The following is a 24242-nucleotide window of genomic DNA, read 5'->3' as shown; positions in this document are numbered from 1 at the left end:
TCACGCGCCGCGCAAGAGTCTGATTCTGCAGGGCAATCAGCGATCGCGGACGAGCTACTTCGAACGATGCGAGTGGAGCTCCTGTACTTCCCAGACTGCCCGAACGTCGATGCTGCTCGGTCGCGAGAGGCAGAGGCGTTGGACCACTGCCAGCGAGTACCCCGATGGGACGAAAACAAACCTCGACCAACACCCGGAGCTCGCAAGGTTCCGATCACCAACGCTGTTGGTCGACGGTCGAGATGTCTCAGCTGATCCCGCTCAGGGTTCCAGCAGCGACAGTTGCTGCCGGATCTACCCTGAGTCTGATATCCGCGTGGTAGCGGCTTCCTCGGGACTTGTAGCTGCAGTCCGTGGGTGCGCACGAGGAGGCTACCTGGAGGGAGCCACCAACAGAGCGTCCTCGTCACGATCCTCTAGGCGGCACGCCAAGCTTCACCCCCTTGGTCGCCATCTTGGCTATGCTGCGATGTCGTGGAGTATCGTCTAGGGCCCGTTCAGACGGGGCGTGTCGTGTTGCTACGCACCCGCACCGGGCAGTTCGTGTTGGGCGGCGTGCTGCTCATCCTGGGTGCCCCAGCGGCAGCGCTGGGTGCGTTCGTCGCCCTCGCTGACCCCTTGCTCGGCGCGAAGATCGCTGGTTTCGGCTTGGCGTTCTTCGGCGCGAGCGTGCTGGTCTTCACCCGCAGCGTTGGCCCAGCGGCGTTCGTGTTCGACGATGGTGCCGCAGCACTGCTTGCGTATCGCACGAGTGATCTCGCCGAAGCGCCTGTTGGGAGGCTCCCCTACTCCGCCATCCGGCGCCTGGCGGTGAACAAGCAAGTGAGCAGCAACAGCGAGGGACGCAGCGTGACCTACGCCTTCGACATCGAGAAGCGAGATGGCGTCCAATGGACCCTGTACACCTCTCAGTCCAAAGCGAGGGTCGAAGCCCTATTGGAGCAGGTGAAGAGCGGATGCAACCTAAAGGCGCCATCGGAGGCCTCCAGCGTCTCAGCGCCAAGCGGCGCTTTCGAAGTAGAGCGCGAAGCCGAACGCAGCGTGATCCGCTTCAAGAAGCCGTATCGATTGATCACGCAGTTCGCGGCGCTGATGGCCGTAGGCGGCATCAGCCTAGCGGTGCTCGGCTTTCAGGACCAAATCCCAGAGCTAGTCTTCTACGCCTTCTTTGCGATCATCACGCTGGTGCTGGCCGCGGTGGCTGTGGGAGCGGTGGACGGCGTCAAGAAGCATGCTGTGTTGACCATCACACCTGAGAATTTCCGTTCGGATCAGGAAGGGGGAATCCTCAAGGGCTGGTTCGAGGAGCCAATTGCCGACCTGCACGCGGTCAGCTTCAGCTACAAGCCCAATGAGGATCAGCGCGTGGTGATGCTACTGAATCGCAAGCAGTACGATGTCCTGACGGGTCCGAAGCCAAGCGACGCCATGTCCGCCTTGAACTACACCCTAACCATGGTTGCCACACGGAAAATTGAAGTGGGCGAGATGACCCTCGCCCAGAAGCTAGAACTCGAGCAACTGATTCAGGATGAGGTCGAGCGCGTCAGCGGCAAACGGCTGTTGTAAAGGCCTCAAGCGGCCTCGATGATCTCTCGCATCCGCCGGTCACGGATCCGGTGTCCGATGCTCAGCATCAAGGAAAGCGACAGCAACTGCCCGACCAGCACGGCGACGAACTCGATCCAGCCGTCGAATAGCAGCGTCGAAATCAGGCTGGAGGCTACGAACAGTACACAAGGAACGAGCGCGAGAAACGTCTCAAGCACTTCCCGGGCCGGGGTCAAAGACCACACGGTTCCGAGGATCACGCAAACGAATAAACCAAGGGACAACATCTACAGCTCCTCCATCAGAGCACCACCACCGCGGTGGCGCTGCCAAACACGATGGAATCGGCAGCTAGATGAACGGGTTGCGGATCTTCGAAGCGCCTATTCGTAACCGAACATCGGCCCATCATCCGCCTCTGGCTGCTGTTCGACACTCCAGCGTTGCCAGTCACTGTCTGCATAATCCGAGAGGGTGAGCAACGTTACCTCGCGGATCGGGTGCTGCAGGTGGAGCTGTTTCAGCGCAGGCAGGAGCTGCTCCTCGGCCAGCATGCCGAGTTCATAGGCATCGGACACGTCCACCGCCAAGAAGGCGCCCTCTGCCTTGCATGAACCGCGGAGGCCAGCGTCGCGGAGCGCCGTTCGAACGGAACTGACCAGGGGCCGAGCGTCCCCCGCCTCGAAATGGATGCGATAAACCAGCTGGCGCTCGGAGTCTCCGATCCCCACTCCGTAGAATCGAAATGGAAACTTGGAGGGATCCGCGGTGGGCTCGACGGCGAGCTCCTGTTTCGTCAGCACCAGGGCTTCGTCTTCTGGCGTGCGCGGAGGCCACTTCGTCTGAGTCCGCGACAAGTCGGGCTTGATGTTCTTTTCCGCGAACGGGATCACGACACCCTGCTCTGGATGCACGACGCCGGTGAGGTACTTGTCACCCTCCTTGCGGGTGACGATCGCGCCGCGCGGGTGACCGCCCTTGGAAAGGATGAACTCCGGTTCGATCACCCACTCCCCACGACGATCGATCACGCCGTGTCTTCCCCCCACGTCCGGCACCCAAATCGATGCGGTGGCAAACTCACCAAAGAACGGCTCGGCCGACGCGAACTTCGCAGGGATCCTGGGCTCCCCGGTCACCGCGTCCCAGTAGCCCCATTTGGCGTCCCATGCGTGAAACCCTTCTGCGCGCGCAGCGACCAAGCCGTCCGACGCCGGGAGTCGATGCAGGAATACCGGCTTCCCTGCGCGGCTGATGTAGAGCTGCTGCTGTCCAAGCACCACCTGGGCGAACACGCCATCGACGAAGGAACTCGCGTGGTAGAACTGGGGTTCGAGTACCCAGTTTCCCTGGGGATCGATGTAGCCCCAGCGCCCTCCGAGCTGCACGGCTGCGAGCCCATGATGAAACGGCAGCGCGGCCTCGAAGCGCGGCTCAATCACCCACTCGCCGTCCCGTTGGTAGCCGAAGCGCACGCGCTTGGCCTGCTTCGGTGCGCGCTTCGCCTTTGAGCGACTAGCGGTCTTGCGAGTCCCGCGCTGAGGAGTCTTTGCGCTGCGAGGCGTCTTCTTCTTGGTAGCCACCCTCACCCCCTAACTCGGAGCGTGGAAATCCGCTTGAGTAGGGGTTGAAGTCTACTTCAATCGCTCCCTCTTCGCGCCTCCTGGAGCGGGCATGCCAAACCGCCGAACTCTAGTGAGGTGAATCTGTGCGAACTACTCAGACGGGACACTAGAGCGCTAGCGAAGAATCAAATTCGATCAGGCGCATGCGTGCGAGCGCCAGGTTCGACCGACTGCGGTCCGTCACCAGGTACAACAACACTTCGGGGCGATCCTTCACGGCGCGCGTGATGTGGTACTGCTCCGGCAAAGTGACCACGATGTCTTCGAGCTGCTCGCTCAAGCCAAGTGTCTCCATCGCCTGCAGCTTGCAGCGCACGACATCGGCGTTCAGCGCGCTAGCCAGCTCGAGATCGAAGCCACTACCGCCAGCTCTGCCGAGCACACGCCCAGTGCCGGAATCGATGAGTGATGCTCCTAGGAACCCGTCCAGATCCGTGAGCGCCTCGAGGGACTTGGATGCGGGGCTCTGCACGGGAGCGGCTGTGCCTTCCACGTGCGGGCGCTTGGCGCGAACCTCCGTTTTGGGTTCCGGCACGGGGAGGCTCCAGGGAGCCGCATCGCTCAACGTGATCGCGTTACGGTCGAGGAGGCGCGCAAGACAACGGTAGGTCTCGAAGCGACCGAGCGGGGAGACCTGTAGCAAGTCGTCAATCGAAGCGATGCCGTCCACCAGGGTGTAGATCCCCTTTTCGGGTTCGCTGGACGGCGCGGGCCCATCCCCGCGAACCGGGATCTGGTCCAGATCGCCCAGGCGCCGCACGTAGTCGAGTAGCAGCCGATCCTTGAGCAGACGGATCCCCCTGGAAATGGCGGGCTCGTTGGGCTCCTGAATGCGTGCCCGTAACAGCAGCTCGAGAGCTTCCTCGTAGCGCTTACCCTCGAGCAGTGTCTCGAGCTCACGCATACGCGCGCCTTGGAGCTCCTTGGGATCCGGAGCAGGGGGCAAGGGGGTGAGGATGCGCCGTGCGGTGCTGATGTCGATCACCTGGGCGCCCCCCGGAACCACTGGTTCGAAACCGGCCGCGTCCAGGTAGTCGAGCGCCTGCTGGTTGCTCGCGTCGAGCTCAGCTGCTTGACGCCAGCAGGCAACCGCGGAGTCGACTTCATTGCGACCGTAGTGATCGAGCCCCTTGGCGACCAGCTCGCTAGCCGCCGCAGCTTCACTCTGCTGTTGCGCTTCCTTCTGGCTCATGGATTTCCCCACCCTGCCACGACGGTTTGCCGCCCTGAACATCAACCAACGCCCATCACGTTGAGGCGGTGGTAAGCACCTTTGGAACCGCGAGGTTAAAACGGCACCCGGTGAAACGATCAGAGTATTAGGGTTCGCTTCGAGGAATTCAAGCTTAAGCGTACCAACCTCCCCTTTCGGTTCCTCGCGGCAACTCCGCGAGCGACGAGGATCGCTTTTTTTGCGAGGCATCCGGCACAGCATACGATTCCGTTCGTCGGATAGCCGCCACTGAACGGACGTAGAAGGTCTCTCGAAAGGTCAATGCCTCAGTGCGCAGTCCCTCAGTGCGCAGTCCCTCAGTGCGCAGTCCCTCAGTGCGCAGTCCCCCAGTGCTCAATGCCTTAGAGATCGATGCCCAGGGCAGTAAACGGTGCCCACGCTCGATCCTGGGTGACGCGACGCGCGAGCTGAGTTCTGAGAAAGAATGGCACCCGCCAGAAGGCCATGCGAAGCGCCATGCTGCCGCCGATGGCCAGCGCCTCTTCGTCGGCAGGCAGCAGCGCGCCAGCACCGAAAAGCTCGAAGTCGATCTGGCGCAAGAAGAAGCGTGGAAGAAAGCGGAAGGTCGCGATGTTCCCGGCATCGATGATCACCGGATAGCGGTACGCGAGTTCTGCGGTCGCCACGCGGTCGGCGTAGAAAGCTCGGTCCTCGAAACCGCGTAGCGACTCGTAGAAGCGTAGACCCGGAGGAAGCACGCCAGCCGAATGATTCGGCCCCCCGGGAGCCTGAAGCACCTCTGGAATGAGATCGCTGGCTCCTCCCCCTATCTGGAGCAGGTTGAGCCCGTCGGGCGCGCCGATCAGGGCACGCCCACGCGCACCCACCCGAAGTGTATGCCGCGAGGAAAGAGGCAGCGGCACGACGAACGCAGCGCCTAGTGAGGCATCCTCGAGACCAAAGTCACTGAACTCACTTAATTCCCTAGGGAAAAAACTCACCAACGAATCCAGCGCGAGCCCGCGTCTGACTCCTGAGTAGGGAGTCGCTTCGAACGCGCTCCAGGCAAGACCCACGAAGGGCCCGGCAAACTGCCGAACCTGGAGGAGGTCTCGGTCGGGACCTAGTTCTCGTAGGATGTCGGCGAAGCGAAAGCCGGCTTGAGACTCGAAACCAGCCGCCCAAGCGCCCCTCGCCGAGATGCGACCCACGGTTTCCCGGCTCAGCACGTCGTCGGCGTCGCCATCGTCTCCCTGGTCTAGGCTCGCGAAGTGCTGCAAGTCGAGATCGAAGAACACCGGTGCCAGGCTCGCGTTGATGTAGCTGATGAGCCCAGACGGAGCCTCCGCAGTGAAGTTGTAGGCGCCCGCGAGGGCGTACTCGTGGTAGCCGAGACGGTCGCCGCCGCGGAGTGCCACACCGTAAGTGGAGTTGCCCCCGGAGCTGACGAACCACGGTCCCCAGGAGTTTGGCAGGAACAAGCTGTCGAGCGCCGAATAGGGTTCGTCTGACTCCACCTGGACATCGCGGTCCATGGGCCGGCGGCGCTCGCGATAAGCAGAAGAGTCGGAAGCCGTATCACCCTGGACCCGTGGACTCAAGACGACCACCGGGGCCTGCTCACCGGCCACAGCATTTCCGGGAGGCAATATCTTTCGAGGCGACTGCGCGTAGGACGACTGCGCGTAGGACGACTGCGCTTGGGAGGACTGCGCAAGTGGCCCAAAGGCAGAGCCCTGAGCGCGCTGAAATCCGGGAGGAACTGGCGCCTGCTCGAGACCGAAGCGCCACCCTTTGCGGTTCAAGAACCTCACGTGCCGGCCATCACTCCAGGGCTGTGAAGTCAGATAAGGTGCGTGGGTGATCGCCCGATAGCTGCCTTCTCGTAAGTCCGCCAGATGGACCTGCATGACGTGCCCATCGCTCGCCGTAAAAACTACCTGTTGCTCGTCAACCCAGCTTGCCTCGAATGCCTGGCCTGCCGGGGCAGGCACTGCCTGCAGGCGCTGCCCGTTGGTCGAATAGATCGCGAGACGCACGCCGCTATCGGAGGCCTCGGTCACCAGCAACCTATCTCCCCGAGGCGACACGACCGGAGAAGCTAGGTACTGGCGCGGCTTAGGTCGCGTGATGCGCAGCGTGCGCCCGGTTGAGAGATCGGTCTTCGCCAGCACATAGCTGTCGAGGGTCGCAACGGAATGAAAGTACCAACCGCCGTCCGCGCTGACGGAGCCCCCTGGCCCGCGCAGATCCCGCTTCACCACGGCGAGGCGATCCTCCGAGACATCTAGGCGCACGAGGCGCGACACCTGGCGCTCGAAGCCTTGGTCCACCACGGTGAAGTAGACGAAGCGTTCGTCCGGCGAGAACGCGAGCCCACTCGTGAGGTTGACGCTGGGAGCCGCCAACGTGCGCCCCGGCAAGACGTCCGTCAGCTTCCGCGCCAGGATGACCTTGCCGTCTCGCACCACGCTGAGGGACACCGGCTCGTCGACGTCCGCAGAGATGAACGCTTCGCTCCCGCGCGAGCCGCGGGCATAGCGCACACTCGCCCCCAACTGACGCACGAGAACCTGGCCAGCCGGTCGCTTCCGCGGGGGAAACCGTTTACGCAGGTCCGCGTCAAAGTCGTCCAGCAAGTCCGCGAGGGACTTCCCGTACACGCCCTTGAACACGCCGCTCACATCGAAGATCGGGATGACTCGCCGTCCTTGACCCTTGACCACCTGCCACAGGCGGCCTTCGCCGTACGTGCGCGCGAGGTAATCGACGAAGAAGGCGCCGAACAAGTAGTGCCCGAACGACACCCGACGGTTGAACTCGCTCAGCAGGCCGCCGGTGATCTGCTCCCCCTCTGCTTGAAAACCCGCAGCAAGGAAGCCTTCGAAGTAGCGTGTTCCGAGCCGGCCGGCGCCGTCTTGAAGGCGAGTCTCGTAGTAAACCGCCAGCCCCTCCAGAAACCAGGGCGCGAGCCCGATTTGCGGCGTGTACAGATCCCCGAACGCGGCGTGCAAGGCTCCGGGGAAGCCGCCGATCTGCTGCCCTTGGACGTAGTGCGTCATCTCGTGGCAACCGATGATCCCCGCATCCGGCGGCAGGTTCAGCTTCAAGAAGAAGTCGCTGGTCTGGTGCGTAGGGATCACACCGATCGGTTCGCGACCGATCGGAGGTACCACGAACGCGTTGTTGATCGACACGTCCGGCAAGATCAACACGGCCTTCTCTTCGCTCGCCCCACCTTTGATCAAGGCGCGACGTACCAGTTCCTCGCGGCAGTACTCCGCGCGTCGGGCAAAGCGCAACGCCTGGTCTCGCTTACCCTCCGGGTAGACGACGATCAACGTGTCCGTCTCGAGCTGCCGCATCGAGTCCTTCGCCACCTGGGTGGAGACGTCACCAAAAGGAAAGCGTGGAACCGCTTGGGTGCAGCCAGCAAGGCACCAGATTGCCAGCACCCAGATAAGCGGTACCAAAGCCCTCTGCGCCAAGCTCAACATACTCCCCTCGCCGCCACCACGGCGCAGGCATAAGTGAGGGAAGCTGGGGGGTCCAGCACTCAATCATGCGGGGTTCTCCTCACGCGCTCCACGCAAGTTTCACGAATCGGGCCGCATGGAAGAACGCGCGGGGGCGAGCCGCCGCGTGGAGACTCGGTGAAGAGCGGCGGCGCCACCTAGCACACATGCTCAGCTCGTGAGACATGTCGAGGCGATGGCCGCGACGAATCGCATCCCTACGGCAATAACCATGGTCCCCCGCGCCAAGGCGCTGACCAGTTGGGGGCGCATGACCGCCCTGGGTTACGAGATCGCTCACGAACGACTCGGAGAATCGACTGAGGGCGCGGCGCTGGCTCGCGGTCTGGCTCGCTCATACGGAGACGCTTCGTTGCCGGCGAGAGCCTCGGATCGCCTCGCCTCGACCTTGCTCGCGGACCGCGTGCTCGCCTTCGACCCTGTGAGCGGTAGGCTGCGAGCGGAAAGCGGCTTGACCCTCGCGGAGCTGAATCGGCTATTCATCCCGCGAGGCTGGTTCACTCCCGTCTCACCGGGCACCCAGTTCGTCACCCTGGGAGGCATGGTTGCCAGCGACGTACACGGGAAGAACCACCATCGAGATGGTTGCTTCGGTGCCCACGTCTCGGGCCTACTCGTGCGCCTCGGAGACGGGGACTTGGTCGAGTGCTCGCCGCGCGAGCACTCAGATCTGTTCTACGGCTGCATCGGCGGCATGGGCCTGCTCGGTCACATCCTCGAAGTCGAGTTTCAATTGCGCGCCATTCCTTCGCCCTGGATTCGCACGGAAACGCTTCGGGTCAACAACCTAGGCGAGTTCTTGACCTGCTTGTCCGACGCCGCGTCCCGATTCCCATATACCATGGGCTGGATCGACTGCCTCGCGAGGCAAAAGCACCTCGGCCGGGGCGTCTTGATGGCCGGTGAATGGTCCTCCGAAGCACCGCCGGGGGCTCGTCCTCCGGCGCACAGCCTACGCTTCCCATTCGACCTGCCAACTGGCGCACTCAACCGGTACACGGCCCGCGCCTTCAACACCGCGTTCTTTCGCGCTCACCGGGCGGGGATCTCCCGCAGCCTGAGTACGCCGGAACCGTTCTTCTATCCCCTCGATCGCGTGTTGGACTGGAACCGAGCCTACGGAAAGCGCGGCTTCACCCAATACCAATGTGTGCTGCCTCGCGCCGCCGGACCCGAAGCCGTGCACGAGTTCTTGCAGCGCATGGTTCAGACCCAGAGCACCTCACCGCTGTGCGTGATCAAGGACTGCGGCCCCGAAGGGCGTGGTGTGTTGTCTTTCCCCCTGGAGGGAACGTCGATCGCCGCAGACATGCGTATCACCGAGGAAACACCAAGGGTCGTGCGACTGTTGAACGAGTTCGTCATCTCGGCAGGTGGGCGCATCTACCTGACCAAGGACCGATTTACCAGCCGGCGCGACTTCGCTGCGATGGAGCCTAGACTCCCAACCTTCAACGCGCTGCGGGAACGCTGGGATCCCAATCGTCGGCTTCGCAGTGCGCTCTCACAACGACTCTTGGAGTACTGACAAATGAAAGCAGTCATTCTTGGGGCCACGTCAGGCATCGGCAGGAGTCTCGCCAGGCGCCTCGCGGAAAGCGGATCGTGGGTCTTCTTGCTCGGTCGGGACAGCGAGGAGCTTGCGAAGAGCGCGAGCGATCTCGAGGCCCGCCATCCAAACGGGCTACGCGTTGGGTTCGCTGCCTGTGACCTCGAGGCTCCCGACGGTTTCGATGAGGCGCTGAATCAGGCTGAAGGGACTATGGGCGGCTTCGACACGGTCATCCTGACCGCAGCCATGTTCGCCCCTCAAGAAGAACTAGCCGCCAACTCAGAACTCGCGCAGCGGCTGATGACGGTCAACTTCACCAATAGCGTGGCCTTCTGCGAGTGCGCACGGAAACGCCTGTTGGCCCATGGGGGAGGAACGCTCGTCGTGCTGTCATCCGTCGCCGGCGAACGGGGTCGCAAGCCGGTCGCCATCTACGGAGCGAGCAAAGCTGGGCTCTCGGCCTATCTCGAAGCGTTGGATCATACGTTTCACACGTCAGGCCTGCGCGTACTAGACGTTAGACCGGGCTTTGTGCGAACGCGCATGACGGCTGACCTCACCCCCCCGCCCTTCGCGGGAGATCCCGACGGCGTAGCCAAGGACATCCAGCGCGCGCTCGAGGGAGATACTGCTGTGCTTCACACGCCACGCATCTGGGGCGGCATCATGGGTGTAGTGCGGCGGCTGCCGCGAGCGGCGATGCGTCGAGCCAACTTCTGATTGGCAAACGCAGCAAGAGACGAGGACTAGTGGAGTGTCGCCAACAAGCGCCGCCCGAGTTCATCCAGCTGTCGTCGCTGGTCACTCACGTCATCGGTCACCACCACCTTCGTGTCGCGAAGGCTGATGATTAGCGCGTCTTGCTCGCTCCCCGTATCCGGCGAGCTTTCCTCGAGCTGATCCGCGGCAGCCTTCAGCTGCGTTTCCGCGAGGCCGAAGTTCTTCTTACCGAGGGACAGCGTCGCCTGGTAGAGGCTCGCCGCGGCCTTCAGCCGCAGCTTTTGAGCACGCTCCTCGCCGAGCTCAGTCTTGAGCGCCTGTGCTTGGCGAGCCTGCCCCGCCGCCTGTGCTTCCGCGGCCTGCTCCACACGTTCCTTTTCGAGCCCCGCGTCGTAGCGGCCAATGCCGTACGCGATGAACAACACAGCGAGACCACCACAGGCGCCGGTAACGATCCACAGAGGTCTCCGGCTGCGACGGCGGCGCGGCAAGTCCGCAGCGCTCGCAGCGGGGACCCGCGGCGACTCCTCTAGCCGCGCATCTCCGCGAGGATCCAGCCCGGGGACCGCTCGATTCAGATTCCTGACCTTTGACTGCGCACGTTCGAACAAGGAGCCTCCTCGTAGGAGGGGCAGGCTAAGGATTCAGCTCGAAACGGGCCAAGTTTGCAGCGCCCACAAACGCCGGAAGGCGCACCTCGCCGAGCGATGAGCCCGACCGGTGCGCCTTCGTTGGTCGCGTGTCTGCGGCGGCGGCTACTTGAGCGCGCCGGTGATGTCGCTCGCGATGTCGTCGAGCTTCGCGGCTTGCTTCTTCGCGGCCTTGCCGCTGGTGGGTGCCTTGGCGGCGCCGCCAGACGGGGTGCCACCCGAAGGAGCTTCGGCCTGCTTCTCCTGTTCCTCCTTCGCCCTCTTCGCCGCGTCCTCAGCAGCCTTCTGCTTGGCGGCTTCCTCGTCAGCGATGCTCAACCCCTTACGGGTGAGTTCGAGGTGCTTCTTGAGCTCCTCGGGGGTCATCGAGCTGGTGTCCACTGGAGCAGCAGCCGCGGCGTTGGGGTCTTCGTCAGGGACCTTGCTCCCGCTCACCACCTTGATCATCACGAACGCGACCACGCAGAGCGCGATGAACCCTGCGCCCGCTGCGATGTAGGTCGGTTTGATCCCCTTGGTCGGGATCGCATCCAAGTCTTCGTCTGACATGCTGCTCCTTCAAATCGTCCAGTTGGCTCTTTTCATGAGGCGCATCCTGCACCCGCGCGAGCCGCAAGCTCCGGCTGGTTAGCCCAGCCCCATCATCCGTGATGCCCTGCCGTGCGAGCAACGTCGCAAAGAATACGAGATTGTAGGCTGCTTCGCATGCTCTCTAGCTCCGAATCTGCGTCTGTTCCGGTTTGCGTGGGCGCTGTTCCAGTTCGCGCGGCGCCTTGCCTGTCTCCTGAGCGCTTCTGATCTGTGTGTGCGAGAGCCGCTTTCGATCAGTGCTGGAGGGGAATGACGAGCGAGAGTCCTCAAAGTTCTAGGTTTGGGGCATCGCTCCAGGCTCACTCAAACACACCTCAGGGCCGCAAGCCTACCTCAGGGCAGGGTGTAGGCCGCAGCGGGGTCGTTCTGAAACTGCGGCGGATTCTCAAAGATGAACTCAACCCGACGATTCTTGCCACGCGCTGCGGCGGTATTGGCGGTGTCGAGGGGCTGTTTGTCTGCGTAGCCAGCCACCTTCAGCCGACTCGCCGCCACGTGTTGCTGGTCAACCAGCTCGCGCAGCACGGCGATCGAACGAGCGGTCGAGAGCTCCCAGTTCGACGGAAAGCGAGTACTGCTGATGGGGCGGTCGTCGGTGTGGCCTTCGATGGACAGCTGCCCCTTGAACTTGCCGAACAAGCCGACCACGACGGCGATCACCTTGGAGGAATCTTTCCTCAGTCGGTCCGAGCCCGTGTCGAATAGCACCGTGTCGGTCACGCGTAGCACCACGCCCCGCTCCGTCTCGGCGACCTCGATCAGATCCTGCGCGTTTTGCTGTCGGATATAGCGCATGACCTTGGCCTTCACGCGTCCCTTGGGGGACGTACCTTCCGTGTTGGAGGCCTCGACGCTCGGGGTGTCATTGATTTCCACAGCGGAAGTCGCCATGCCCTCGAAGTCACCGTCCACCTTGAAGGTGACACCTAGCGCATCCTTCACCGATCCGAGTGCCACGCGGAACTGCTTGACGTCCATGTTTGCGAAGGACAGCAGCAGTACGAAGAAGGTCAGGAGCAGCGTGCACAAGTCGGAGAAGGTCGCCATCCACGCGGGTGCGCCTTCTTCGCACTCGCACGCGCTCTCCTCTTCCATTACGCGGCCTCCTGCTCACGGTGCTTGGGAGCGAGGCGGGCCTCCAACCGATCCTTGATCACCGCTGCGTTGTGGCCCTTCACGATCGAGTCGATCCCTTCGATGACCACCTTCATGTTGGCTGACTCCTCCGAGGACCGTCTGTCGAGCTTCTCAGCGATCGGGATGCAAATGATGTTTGCCAGGATCGCGCCGTAGAGGGTGGTCAAGAGCGCGACGGCCATCGCCGGGCCGATAGCCGATGGGTCGTCGAGCGCCTGGAGCATTTGCACCAGGCCGATCAGCGTACCGATCATGCCCATGGCGGGAGCCATGGCGCCGACGAACTTGAAGAGCTTCACACCGCGGCTATGGCGCTCCGACATGGCGACGAGCTCGGCGCTCAAGGTCTCGCGGATCTCTTCCCTGGGGATCCCGTCGACGGCCATGCGCAGGCCCTTCTGCAGAAAGGTGTCGTCCACCTTCTTGTTCTCGAGCGCAAGGATACCTTCACGGCGTGCGGCGTTGGAGAGCTCGAGGATGACCTTGATCGTCTCCGAGGCCTTGCCCCCCTTGGTCTTGAACGCGTTCTTGGCGACGCTGAACGCTGCCTTCACGTTCTGCATGCTCTCCATGATCAGCGTGACGGCGATCGAGCCACCGAACACGATCATCATGCTCGGTGGATCGATGAAGGGTCCAAGGGAGCCGCTCATCAGGATCGACCCCAAGATCAGGCCGAACCCAAGAATGATGCCTATCAGTGTTGCGGGATCCACGGTGGGTGCTCCAAGCGGTCTGCCGAACTATCAGGCGGCGCTTTCCATGAGAGAGGTTTCGACAACCTCACAAACGGCATGCCAGCCAAGAATGTGAAGCTCTTGAATGCGCGGAGTCGCAGAAGCGGGCGCAGCGAAACACACGTCGCACACATCGGGCAGGCGGCACGCTCGCTCACCGGTGAACCCAACGCTCACCGCGCCCTTGTTTCTAGCGGCTTCCATCGCGCGCAGCACGTTGGTCGAGTTGCCGCTGGTGGAGATCCCCACGACGACATCCCCAGGTGCGGCAAGAGCGCGCACCTGGCGCGCGAACACGTCGTCAAAGGACCAGTCGTTTCCGATGCAGGTCAGGACCGAAGAATCGGATGAGAGCGCGATCGCGGGCCACGGCTCACTTTCCTTGAGGAAGCGACCGATGAGTTCACCCGCGACGTGCTGGGCGTCCGCGGCGCTGCCGCCGTTGCCGCACAGCAGGATCTTGTGGCCGCCCCGCAGCGCGCGAATGAACACCTGCGCGACCTGGCGCAGCTGGGGGATCGCCTCCGCCACGAAGCGACGGTGCGCTTCCACACTCTCCTCGGCGATCTCGAGCATGCGACGCTCGAGCGCCGGAGCGCGCGCGGCATCGTGAACCAGGTCGAGCACCAGCCCCACTGCCTCGGCCACAGCCCCACTACCGCCCCCGGATTTGAGAACGCGCTTGGCCCGACGCCGCGCCTCCTGGGATGCGTCGCTCGGCGCGAGCCCAAGGCCCACGCACTCCAGCGCGGGCGCATCGCGGTCCGCGTCACCGACGTAGCAGATGCTCTCGACGCCAAGCCCTAGCTCGTCGGCGAGGGCATGCACCGCACCGTGTTTGTCTTTTGCCCCACGGAAAATTCTATCAGGAGCAATGCGTTCCGCGACGACGTCAACCATCTCGCCGCTCTCGCCGGTGACCAAGGCGATTTGCAGCCCCGCGCGACGCGCCTGAGTAATGGCATCGAGGTCACGAAAGCTCAGCCCCTTGCTCTCCCCACCACCGGGGGTGAGGGAGACACGGCCGTCCGTGAGGACACCGTCGATGTCCAAGGCCAACACGCGAATAGGCATCACCAACATGTGCGACCTCCGTCAACCACCAGGTTTGCCCCGGTCATGTAGCTCGACGCGGCGGAACACAGGAACAGCACCGCGGCCTCGTACTCGCCTGGCTCCGCCATACGCCCCATCGGGATCAGGTTCGTGAGGCGCTCGACGAAGTCCTCGGGCTGGCCGTTCCGCATGCCACCTGGGCTCAAGCTGTTGACCCGTACGCCACGCTCAGCCCAATAGGTGGCGAGGTACTTGGTCAGCATCACGAGGCCGCCTTTCACCACGGAATACGTCACCGGCTTCACCGGCTGCTCGTCCTCGGGCACTCCGGGCACGCGGTAGATGCGCTGGTCGGGCGCAATCAGACCCAAGTCGGACGCGATGTTGAGGATGACTCCCCCACCCTGCTCCGCCATGTGGCTGCCAAATACCTTGGCGCACAGGAACGCGCCGGTGAGCCCAACTTCGAGGTCTGCATGCCAGCGCGCGATGTCGAACTGCTCGAGACGCGTCGAGCCGATGCTGCCGTCTTCCATCTTGGGATTGTTCGCGGCGTTGTTGATCAGGATGTCGACTCGCCCGTGACGGCTCACGACCTCCTGGAGTGCCGCGCGGAGAGACTCCTCTCGAGTAACATCGATGCTCACAGCGCCGACTCGCTCCTTCGCGAGGGCGTCGAGATCGAGATCCGCGACGGGCGTCAACGCTTTGGCGCTCACGAGTCGGAGCGCCGCCGCTCGCGCGGGCTCGAGGTTCAAGTCCGCGAGCACCGGCGTGCCTCCGGCTTCCCAGATGGCACGCCCGTGTTGCTGGCCCAGGAGCCCAGCGCCGCCAGTGATTAGAGCTACTTTTCCGGTCAAATCGAAGCGCTGGGCGAGCTTCGACGGAGCTTGTTCTGCGCTCGTCTCGGCTCGTTCAGGCGTCTCTACGCGGGATAACGCTTGCATGGTTTGGCACCTCCACGGGCTACCAAAGCAGCATCCGTGCCGGTCTCAGCGCTGGCGTACAGCATCGACTCTGGCTCGAGCCCGTACGCGTCCGCCACCGCGCGCTCGAGCGCCGGGATCTGATCCGGGTAGTCGAGTTCCACCCCGTGTTCCTCCACGATGAACGGCAGCGACACTCGGCCAACCATGCTGTTGTGCTCGAGCACGCAGCGCGGGCGCACGATGTCTACGTAGCCGTTCTGCCAGTACACCGCCGGCAGGATCTGCCGAGGCATCGAGTGAGCCTCGGGCAGCCCTTCGACCTCGAGCAGCGGACGCAAGTACTCGCCCTCGACACGCCACATCTTGTACGGCGTCTGCTCAGCGAGACCGATGCTGCGCAACGAGTCTGCCTCGGGGTGCGCGAGCATCCGCCGGATCGCATCTTCGATCAGCTCGATGCGACGCACCGGACCAGTCGGGCGCAGATGAACCACCAGCTCTGGAACGTAGCCCTGTTCGTCTCGCAGCCACTGGAGCGCGTGCTTGAAGACCTGGACGTCCGTTGCATAGTCTCCGGCGAACTCCGCGGGACGCTCGAATGGCACCTCGGCGCCGAAGGCTTCGCTCACCTCGGCGATCTCCGCGTCATCGGTGCTCACGATCGTGCGTGTGATCCCCGAGGAACCAAGCGCGTGCGCGATGGAGTATGCGATCAGCGGCTTGCCAGCTACCGGGAGCACGTTCTTGCGTGGCACGGACTTGGAGCCACCACGCGCCGGGATCAGGGCCAAAACCTCGGGAGCCTTCGCTCTCATGCTGCCTCCGTCGTTCGATTCTTCTTGTTGTGGGGGAGAGGGGGTCGCGATGGCAGCCAATCGGAGTCCGCGTCTATGTTTGCGAGCAAATCCGGGACGAACTCCGGCATACGGCTAGCCAGCGAACGCTTGAGCGCGAGGCCCACCTCCAGGCTGCGCGTCCCCGCCTCCAGGTTGACGACCGGTTGCTTGCCAAGCTGAATGCACTCGAAGAAGTGCGCCAGCTCGCTGAGAAACAGCTGGTTGCGCGGGTACTCGCTGTAGTCGTGTTGCTCCTTGAGCTGACTCTCGCAGTACCAACTGAGCTTGGCGTTCTTCAGATCGAACTCGATGCTGCCGGCTTCCCCGTAGATCGAGATGGCGCGACGCGCCGGACGGCTGGTGTAGTCTTGGTGGAGGTGCACCGGGAGGAGTCCGCCGTCCGCATGCCGGTACTCCAGCAACGAAAGCGCCACGTCCTCGACATCGACTTCGAGGGAGCTCAGCTGCCCACCAATCGCGAACACGCGCTCTGGACGGCCAAACAGCGCCCCTAGGAGATCGATTTCGTGGATCTGCGTGCAGATCACGCCGCCTCCCTGATCCGCACGGGAAGCGTACATGCGACGATAGTCCTCGTAGGGATGGAAGCCGGGTAGGTACTCACCGATGTCGGCGCGCACCGAAAGCACGCGTCCAATCCGATCGCCACCGAGCCAAGCCTGCAGCTTGCGAAACCCAGGGTGCTGCCGCAGCTGGTAGGCGACCATTCCCACCACGCCCGTCTCACGAGCCAACTCGACGAGCCCTGCGATCCCAGCCTCGTCATCACTAATTGGCTTCTCGATGAACACATGCGCCCCGTGTTCCACTGCCGCCCGAGCCACAGGGATGTGCAGACGATTGGGGTTTGTCACGAACACCACGTCGGGGTAGTGGCCGAGCGCTGGCTCGAGCGTGTCGAACACTTGCATCGGGTACACATCCTCGAGGCGTGCGCCCGGCACGACCTGGAGCTTGTCATCGAGCACTGTCTGCTCGCGTCGCATCCGCACGGCACTGACTCGAACACCGTCGCGACCGAAGAGCTCGAACAGGTTTCTGAGGTGGCGCTGCCCTACGCCCCCCAAGCCGACAAAAAGGCAGTGGGGGATTGACGCGCGGAACGGCGTGCCGCGAACGGCACGCGAGCTGTGGCCCAACGCCGTAAGGTCTGCGGGAGCCAGCGGTCGCTTGGTCTTGTGCATCAGGCAGCCCGCCGGAACGCGTCGAGGTACAGGTTCAGGAAGTAGCTGTAGTTGCGCTGGGTGTCTCCCACAGCGTCGTCTCCGAACCAGCTCTGGAGCGTGAAGTCACCGTGGAAATTCGCCGCCGCCAGCGTGTGCAGGAACCCGCGCAGGTTGGCAGCGCCTTCACCCAGCATCCGACTCGTCCCATGCAGCTCGCGGTCCTTCACGTGGACCGCCTCCAACATCGGAAGCAACGGCAACACATCCGTCGCGATGTCGTAGCCCTGAGCGCCAGAGTTCCCCGTATCGTAGTAAGCGCGTACGGCGGGGTGATTCACACTACGAATGAAGGAGGCGTAGGCGTGCCCCGGGATGTCCATCTCAAGGCCCAGCACGATGCCGCAAGCGCGAGCCATCTCACCGGCCTCGCGCAGGCTCCTGCGCGCCTGCGCCTCTTCCGCCGGACTGTTGAGCGCCGAGGTCTCCAACAGCGGCACCAGAATGCGCCGTGCTCCGACCTGGGCTGCCGCGCTGATGATGTGCTGAAACGCAGCGACGTTCTTACGGCGCTCGCTCTCGGTCACACCGGAGAGCTTGTGCACCATCACGTGATCCGCGCACACGCTGCGCACCTGAACCCCGGTCGACTCACTGACGCGGCGCACCAGCTCGTTTCCTCCCGGGAACAGCAAGGGGTTTTCGTTCCAGGTATCCGCCTCGACGATCCACTCGATGGCCGGAATTCCGAGCTCCGCAGCGGCCTCGAACTCCTTCCACCAACAATCAACCGGAAACGCCTGCAACCGATCCGCCGGACGAGGACTCAGCCTACCCTGGATCAACCCGATCACACTCTTGAACACAATACTCTCCCTTCAATCAGCCAGATTCATATCCCCACGGCACAAAACTGCTTTGGGGAGGGGGCCCCGCTCCGCGGGGGAGGGGTCTTCCCAAGACCCCTCAGAAAAACAACAGCGAGGAGCAGATCCGCGCCGAAAGGAGGAAACCGAGCGCCCTCACCCGAGGGGGCGCGCGGTTTCCGCTCGTGCGATGCGACGAGCGCCCCGAGCCCCACGGATCGCCCGCCCGAGGGCGTCACCCGACGCAGCCCTCTCGGCTACATTACGCCGTAAATACCCTTGGGGAGGGGGCCCCACGGGAACCGTGGGGGAGGGGTCTTGGAAAGACCCCTCAAGAAAAACAGCAGCGAGGAGCAGTCGGGTGCAAGCCCGAGGCGCGCCGGACGCCCTCCCGCGATCTCGCGGGCGGGCGGCGCGCCGAGGGCGTCACCCGACGCGACGCAGCTTCTTCTGGATGGGTACCTCAGAGTCGTAGACGACCTTCTCGCCATTACCGAGGCCGGCTTCGATCACGCGGATGTCGCGCACCAGGCGCATCAGGCCCTGGGGCTCCACGCTCGCGGCTTGATCGGAGCCCCACATCGCACGGTCGAGGGTGATGTGGCGCTCAACCATCGAGGCACCGAGGGCGACCGCAGCGTAGGTCGTCGCGAGCCCCACCTCGTGACCAGAGTAGCCGACGGGTACGCCATAGCGCTCCTTCAGCTTGGGGATCACGCGCAGATTCAGCTCCTCAGCTTTGCAGGGGTAGGCGCTGGTCGCGTGGAGCACGATCAGCTTGTCGGTCCCCAGCACCTCGACGGCGTGGTCGATCTGCGCCATGGTGCTCATCCCCGTGGAAATGATGATCGGCTTGCCGGTACGCTTGTGGTGGCGCAGCAGGTTGTCATCCGTGAGGCTGGCTGAAGCGATCTTGTACGCGGGCGGGTTGAAGGCTTCGATGAAGTCCACCGACGCCTCGTCCCAACACGACGCGAACCAGTGCATGCTCTTCTCGCCGCAGTAGCGGTCGACGTGATGGTACTGGTCGTGCCCGAACTCGAGACCCCGCTTGAGGTCGCCGTTCGTCGCTCCGAACGGGTTCTCCCGAGGCTTCGCGAGCTCCTCAGCGGTGTAGACCACATCCAAGGTGCGCTTCTGAAACTTCACCGCGTCGCATCCCGCGACCGCGGCTGCGTCCATGAGCCGTCGAGCGATCCCGAGATCGCCGTTGTGGTTGATTCCGATCTCGCCCACGACGTAGCAGGGAGCTCCGTCGCCGACCGCCTTGTTGCCAATCATCACCTGAGCCATACATCCTCCGGATCCCCTGCCGTCGCGGCGTTCCCGAACGCCACCGAGGGGCACACGAGGGGCTTTGCAAAGGGCGTGACAACTCTTGGAGGCCGCCGTGCGCAGCTGATTTCAGCCAGATTTCGCCAGTTGGTAGCACGCCGCGCGGAAAAGCGGGCGGAGGACACCGGGGCGGCGACAAATATCCACCGAGGGGGCGTCAGCCACTCGACGCTCCCGGCGCGCTCGGGCAACTCGCGCGCTGCTTCCTCCCCCCAAAACCCGCCGCGCGCTCGTCCTGCAACCTTGCAGATGGGGAACCTGCAGCCCCGAATGGAAACGCGCGAGGCGAGCCGAACTGGCCCGCCTCGGATCCTCGGAGAGGTATCGGATGCTCAGCGATCGGCGACCGCGAGCAGCATCCACTCTTTGGAGAAGCGCACGAGCTTGTAGCGCTTGAGTGCGTTCGGCAGTCGCGCAGCGACGCTCGCCACCGGCCGCAAATAGGGATGCTCCCAAAGGAACGGCAGCTGGCGGAAGCGCTCGGCGACGTGAACGTCAAAGCCATGACACTTCAGGCACTCGTCGAGCCCAGTGAGAGTGAAGGGGCGCACGTGTGTCCAGTCGTCGTAGAAGTGGCTCCACTGGGCCTTCCAGTCAGGAACCAGGCTGATCAGGCGACCACCAGGGCGCAGAATGCGGCGACACTCGGCTAGGAGCCCACTGATGTCGTGGGTGTGCTCGAGCACGCTCTTGTTGAACACGATGTCGAAGCTCTGGTCTTCGAAGGGCAGGCCATCCCGCTCGTAGTCCCCAATCACGATCGGCGTGCTGGAGTTCTCCGCCGGTTGCGCACGGTCGAACCCGGTCACGCGGAAGCCCTGACGAGCAAAGCCATCCAAGAACTCGCCTCGCCCACAGCCCAAATCGAGCAGGCGCCCGCCACGATATCCAGTCAAGAAACGCGCAGTGAGGTAGCGCGTGAGCTGATCTGGGTAGCTCGTGTAAGGACGCGCTTCCGCGGAGTAACGTACCTTTAGGTAGTCGCCGACTCCCAACGCATCGGTTTCAGCAGGGGCATTCATACGAGCTCCAAACCGACAGGCGGAACAGACGAGTTAGTGACACCGGGTAGAAAGGAAGGGCGCTGGTCGTCGCTGGGCGGGTTGCCCTTGTGGGAGCGATGCGCCTCGGCGTGCTCTTGGCGGGCGATCTGCAGCGCCGTGCGGCCGATTTCGTCCGCCAAAGCGTACGCATCGACTCGCGCGTCATCGCCTATGGAGCCAAGCCCCAGGCGATCCAAACCGTCGGGGAACATGCCGCTCGCGAACGCTGTGCGGTAGGTCACGGCGGCTCCGCTCAGATCCTGCAGGGCTCCTGCAGAGCCGCCCAGGGCATCGAAGCCACTCTCCAGCGCGCTGCGGCTCATGCTGGACACCGAGCGCACGTAGGCTTGTTCATTGCCAGTGAAGTAGCCGCGAGACTTCAGGTTGTGGACGAAGCCTTCGGCGTCCCCTGCCTTGGCCGACTCCAGCGCGCTGCCGTAGCGGGCGCCGAGTAGCTCCAGGTAGTCGCGGGCGCCAGCCTCCGCCGTACTGTAGGCGCGAAAGCTGTCGCGGATCGTGACTTCGCTCTTCCCCCAGCCTTCGCGCGTTCGCAGCGAGGTGCTCAGCCCTTCAGGGCTGGAACCTTTGATACCGCCGAAGTTGTAGTTGTACATGGATCCGCCGCGGCCCGTCTCGTGAGCCCACTGCGCGGTCAGAATAGAGAGCGTCTCCTTGCTCGGCTTTTCCCCGTGGATTGATTCCCACGCGCTGCTGAGCGCCTCGGCGGCTTGCTCGCCGGAGAGGCGTGTACGCACGGCGGCGACTTCCCCCCGACGCACCGGCGTCAGCTCGCTGACGGGGCTCGCGGCCGCGCCAGGCTCGGCACCTTGCAGCCGATCGAGCGCGTCGGCGAACTGGGTGCCAGATACCCGCGGCGGCGGCTCGACGCCGCGCGCCGCGGGCTGGCTTGGTAGAACAGAAACAACAGGAGCACTCACGACAACCGATAGCTCTGCAAGGGCCGGTCCATGAGCTCAGCGACGCTTCTGACGCGACGACGCGCCACCCTGGAGGTTCGACTTTGCCCGCGCTGGCTTCCGCTTCACGACACCGTCTTCTAGGTCGTGCTTGAGCTCAGTCAGATCCTCGAGAAGCTGCATCAGCGCGTCTTCCAGGCCGCGGTTGCCGATCATCGCGAGCGCGTAGCCGAGGGAGCAACGATCGAGGTCGTCGCGCTTCCAGAGCGCCGAGCGGATCACCCGCATGCTCAGCACGGGGATCGATCGGATCAGCGCCTCGAGGGCTGGGCCCGAAGCGAAGGCGTCGTTCAAACTCAGGAGCAGCGCCTTGATCTCCGGCAGATGTTCGAGGTCGCTCGGCACCACCGCGCAGTTCGCCGTCGACACCGCCTCGGAACCTCGCATGACCGCGGCCTGCTGCGGTGAGAGCGACGAACGTTTGACGGCGGCGGGTGTCAACACTGGCACCGCAGGCGCGCTAGCCACCCGTGGCGGCGGGGCCAGGCTTGCAGGAAACAACGGGTGCTCGGAGTCGCGCGCCTGCGCAACTCCGGGGGGTGATGAACTCATTCGACTCAAACCGGCGCTCCTCCGACCCGCGTCGACTTCGCGGAACGAGGCGGCTAGGTGCAAGTCCTCTGCCAGCTACTTGTCGAGCTCACACTGGTCGAGCACGAGCTCCCAGTAGCCCACGTCGACCCAGCGATCGAACTTGAACCCGACCTGACGAAACACGCCGCAGGCTCGGAAGCCGAAGCGCTCATGCAGGGCGACGCTGGCAGGGTTCGGCAAAGCGATGCCCGCGATGATGACGTGGGTCTCTCCCTCTCGCAGACGGGTGAACAGCGCCTGGTAAAGCTCCTTTCCGAAGCCTCCTCCGGTGCGCTTGGGGGAGAGGTACACGCTGCTCTCGACGCTGAAGCGATACGCCGAGCGCTCTTTCCAGGGCGCGGCGTAGGCATAGCCAACGATCTCCGATGCGTGCTCGAGCACCAGCCACGGCAGGCCCTTGTTTTGCACCGCGGAAACGCGCGTCCACAACAGCTCAGGAGTAACCGGCTCTTCCTCGAAGGTGATGACGGTCTCGCTGACGTAGTGATTGTAGATTTGGGCCAGCACCCCAGCGTCTTCGACGACAGCGTCACGGATCATGGGGAGCAGCTCTGATCGCTTCCGGAGACGACGCGCGCCACGTGGAGCGTCGCGCTCCCCGGCGCATCGAACCAGCTCCAGACGACGTCTCCGTTTACATCCGCGCGGAATGGATCGTCACGCCGCCCCCAGGCCACGCTGGAGCTCACGTCGATGGGACCTTCAAGGAACGAACCATCGGGCCCGAGCAACGCGAGCCGATACTTGTAGCTGTTACCCGGCTCCGCCCAGCCCACCAGATACTGCTCTTGGCTGCTATCCGCTGGGCTGAAGCGCGCGATACCAGAGTCTGCCTCGTCGACGTTTGGCGTGTTCGTCAGCCAGACCACAGCGCCTGCCGTGGTGGTGCCGGTGATCGCGGAGAAGCCGATGTCCTGATTCATGGCATTCTCGTCGTAGGACTGCTGCCCCTTGGTCATGGCTGCCTGGTGGGAGTTCCACACCAGCTTGAAGCCATCCGGCGCGATCGCTGCTCCCCCCAGTTCGCCCGCGACGCTGCCGTTGCAGCCCGCGTCGACGTCGATCACCTTGCCCTTGTTGTGGTTCAGGAAGACGCCTCCTTGAGACTGCGTGGAGAAGTCCCCGCTCGTCCCGGGGTAGCAATCAGTGACACACACCGGCATGAACTGCTTCGAGCTTGGGTTGAAGCGCAGCAAGTTGCTCATCGAGTGACTACACCCCCAGCCCCAGCCGGTGGTCTCCGCGCCGCTCTGGGCGTCGATCCACTTGAGCGTGTCTCCCTCATGCCCGGAGTCGGAGTGCACGTGATAGTACGCGCCGTAGCGCCCGTCGCCGTACTCGAGGCGGCTCTCTCCAATGCCGAAGTCGTCGGGCTTGTTGTCACTGTTGGTGAGTTCTGTGGGCGTGCCGCGTTCGCTCCCATCGGCCGCGTAGCGCTGAAGGAAGATGCGATCCCCCGCATCGTCCCAGAGCAACGCGGCGTACGCGCCGTCAGGTTCAGCTGCCAAGCCACGGCACTGGCGGTCCTGCGCCAAGTCTCGCGTTGCGATGAGCGAGCCATCCCGACCCACTTCGGCGACCTTCGCTGTGCCTGCCTGGGTGGTGTAGCAGACCAGCGTGGAGCAGTTTCCCCGCGGCACCGTAAACACTGGCGCCACGTTCAGCGACCCGCGGCCCCAGATCCGCCAGTTGCTGACGCCAGCCTGCACGCCCTCGGGCAACGTCAGATCGTGAGTCTCGATGCGTTCGTCGAGCGTCGTACCTGGACCGGCGCCGCTCCCGCCGGCACCACCCACGGTCGTGCCACCGTTGCCGGCTCCGGAGGTTCCGCCGCTACTCGAGCCACCGCTGGTGGACCCGCCACTGGTCGAGCCTCCGTTGGTTGAACCGCCGTTGGCGCTCGACCCGCCCGAGGCTCCGGTCGCCCCGGCACCCGCGCTGCCGCCACTGCCAGAGCCGGATCCACCGTCGTCCCCGCAGGCCACGGCGCTCAGCAGCGCGAACCCAGCGACCAGGACCGGCGAACGCTGTCCCCAAACGAGCCAGTGCGATTCGTGCGACTTCGAGCGAGCCATCGGGCCTCCTTTTCGGCAGCAACGTCCCGAACCAGGGACTGCTGGGGCGAGTGTAGCAGAGCGAGCTGCCGGAC

22 protein-coding genes are annotated in these 24242 nt (G+C 63.9%); 3 read left to right on the top strand and 19 right to left on the bottom strand.

Annotated elements, in window-relative coordinates; all coding sequences use genetic code 11:
* The first annotated feature begins 474 nt into the window (after positions 1-474).
* Positions 475-1569, top strand: a complete 1095-nt coding sequence (locus tag H6718_17795; protein ID MCB9587257.1) for a hypothetical protein — start codon at positions 475-477, stop codon at positions 1567-1569.
* 5 nt (positions 1570-1574) lie between these two features.
* Here H6718_17795 and H6718_17790 read toward each other — a convergent pair whose 3' ends face one another.
* The 4 genes from H6718_17790 to H6718_17775 form a co-directional block, all read right to left on the bottom strand.
* On the bottom strand, positions 1575-1811 hold the full coding sequence (locus H6718_17790; protein ID MCB9587256.1) for a hypothetical protein: 237 nt from the start codon (positions 1809-1811) through the stop codon (positions 1575-1577).
* Between the two features lie 123 nt (positions 1812-1934).
* Entirely contained in the window at positions 1935-3134 is a 1200-nt protein-coding gene (locus H6718_17785; protein MCB9587255.1) for a WG repeat-containing protein, read from the bottom strand.
* Between the two features lie 148 nt (positions 3135-3282).
* Positions 3283-3648, bottom strand: a complete 366-nt coding sequence (locus H6718_17780) for a hypothetical protein (protein ID MCB9587254.1) — start codon at positions 3646-3648, stop codon at positions 3283-3285.
* A gap of 1103 nt (positions 3649-4751) precedes the next feature.
* On the bottom strand, positions 4752-7805 hold the full coding sequence (locus H6718_17775; GenBank protein ID MCB9587253.1) for a hypothetical protein: 3054 nt from the start codon (positions 7803-7805) through the stop codon (positions 4752-4754).
* Positions 7806-8043: 238 nt separating this feature from the next.
* Between H6718_17775 and H6718_17770 the strand changes: the two genes are divergently transcribed.
* Both H6718_17770 and H6718_17765 read left to right on the top strand, forming a co-directional pair.
* Positions 8044-9414: an FAD-binding oxidoreductase gene (locus H6718_17770; GenBank protein MCB9587252.1), complete on the top strand. Its 1371-nt coding sequence runs from the start codon at positions 8044-8046 to the stop codon at positions 9412-9414.
* A 3-nt stretch (positions 9415-9417) separates the two neighbouring features.
* Entirely contained in the window at positions 9418-10158 is a 741-nt protein-coding gene (locus H6718_17765; protein ID MCB9587251.1) for an SDR family NAD(P)-dependent oxidoreductase, read from the top strand.
* Between the two features lie 26 nt (positions 10159-10184).
* On the opposite strand, the gene H6718_17760 is transcribed toward H6718_17765, so the two are convergent.
* The 15 genes from H6718_17760 to H6718_17690 form a co-directional block, all read right to left on the bottom strand.
* Positions 10185-10769: a hypothetical protein gene (locus H6718_17760; GenBank protein ID MCB9587250.1), complete on the bottom strand. Its 585-nt coding sequence runs from the start codon at positions 10767-10769 to the stop codon at positions 10185-10187.
* A gap of 144 nt (positions 10770-10913) precedes the next feature.
* Positions 10914-11357 carry a hypothetical protein gene (locus H6718_17755; protein ID MCB9587249.1) on the bottom strand — a complete coding sequence of 148 codons (444 nt, stop codon included), beginning with the start codon at positions 11355-11357 and terminating at the stop codon, positions 10914-10916.
* A gap of 375 nt (positions 11358-11732) precedes the next feature.
* Entirely contained in the window at positions 11733-12494 is a 762-nt protein-coding gene (locus tag H6718_17750; protein MCB9587248.1) for a flagellar motor protein MotB, read from the bottom strand.
* Complete coding sequence (locus H6718_17745) at positions 12494-13252, bottom strand: MotA/TolQ/ExbB proton channel family protein (GenBank protein MCB9587247.1); 759 nt, start codon at positions 13250-13252, stop codon at positions 12494-12496. The genes H6718_17750 and H6718_17745 overlap by 1 nt, the downstream gene beginning before the upstream one ends.
* 30 nt (positions 13253-13282) lie before the next feature.
* Positions 13283-14356 carry an SIS domain-containing protein gene (locus tag H6718_17740; GenBank protein MCB9587246.1) on the bottom strand — a complete coding sequence of 358 codons (1074 nt, stop codon included), beginning with the start codon at positions 14354-14356 and terminating at the stop codon, positions 13283-13285.
* Entirely contained in the window at positions 14347-15276 is a 930-nt protein-coding gene (locus tag H6718_17735; protein MCB9587245.1) for an SDR family oxidoreductase, read from the bottom strand. Before H6718_17735 ends, H6718_17740 begins: the two co-directional genes overlap by 10 nt.
* The gene (locus H6718_17730; GenBank protein ID MCB9587244.1) at positions 15255-16073 is read right to left on the bottom strand and encodes an acylneuraminate cytidylyltransferase family protein; all 819 of its coding nucleotides are present in this window, start codon (positions 16071-16073) and stop codon (positions 15255-15257) included. The genes H6718_17735 and H6718_17730 overlap by 22 nt, the downstream gene beginning before the upstream one ends.
* Complete coding sequence (locus H6718_17725) at positions 16070-17299, bottom strand: Gfo/Idh/MocA family oxidoreductase (protein ID MCB9587243.1); 1230 nt, start codon at positions 17297-17299, stop codon at positions 16070-16072. Before H6718_17725 ends, H6718_17730 begins: the two co-directional genes overlap by 4 nt.
* A complete protein-coding gene (locus H6718_17720) occupies positions 17299-18144 on the bottom strand; it encodes a sugar phosphate isomerase/epimerase (GenBank protein MCB9587242.1) in 846 nt (281 codons plus the stop codon). The genes H6718_17725 and H6718_17720 overlap by 1 nt, the downstream gene beginning before the upstream one ends.
* Before the next feature lie 426 nt (positions 18145-18570).
* Positions 18571-19437, bottom strand: coding sequence for an N-acetylneuraminate synthase family protein (locus tag H6718_17715; GenBank protein ID MCB9587241.1), 867 nt, complete (start codon positions 19435-19437; stop codon positions 18571-18573).
* Between the two features lie 374 nt (positions 19438-19811).
* The gene (locus H6718_17710; GenBank protein ID MCB9587240.1) at positions 19812-20501 is read right to left on the bottom strand and encodes a methyltransferase domain-containing protein; all 690 of its coding nucleotides are present in this window, start codon (positions 20499-20501) and stop codon (positions 19812-19814) included.
* Entirely contained in the window at positions 20498-21460 is a 963-nt protein-coding gene (locus H6718_17705; GenBank protein MCB9587239.1) for a glucosaminidase domain-containing protein, read from the bottom strand. The genes H6718_17710 and H6718_17705 overlap by 4 nt, the downstream gene beginning before the upstream one ends.
* A 36-nt stretch (positions 21461-21496) precedes the next feature.
* Positions 21497-22051, bottom strand: coding sequence for a hypothetical protein (locus tag H6718_17700; protein MCB9587238.1), 555 nt, complete (start codon positions 22049-22051; stop codon positions 21497-21499).
* A gap of 75 nt (positions 22052-22126) precedes the next feature.
* A complete protein-coding gene (locus H6718_17695; protein MCB9587237.1) occupies positions 22127-22633 on the bottom strand; it encodes an N-acetyltransferase in 507 nt (168 codons plus the stop codon).
* Complete coding sequence (locus H6718_17690; protein MCB9587236.1) at positions 22630-24168, bottom strand: hypothetical protein; 1539 nt, start codon at positions 24166-24168, stop codon at positions 22630-22632. Before H6718_17690 ends, H6718_17695 begins: the two co-directional genes overlap by 4 nt.
* Positions 24169-24242: the final 74 nt, after the last annotated feature.

It is taken from the genome of Polyangiaceae bacterium, assembly GCA_020633205.1.
In the GTDB taxonomy this organism is placed as follows: domain Bacteria; phylum Myxococcota_A; class Polyangia; order Polyangiales; family Polyangiaceae; genus JAHBVY01.
Note: the sequence above shows the minus strand (reverse complement) of the source record. Positions and strands in the feature narration are given on the sequence as shown.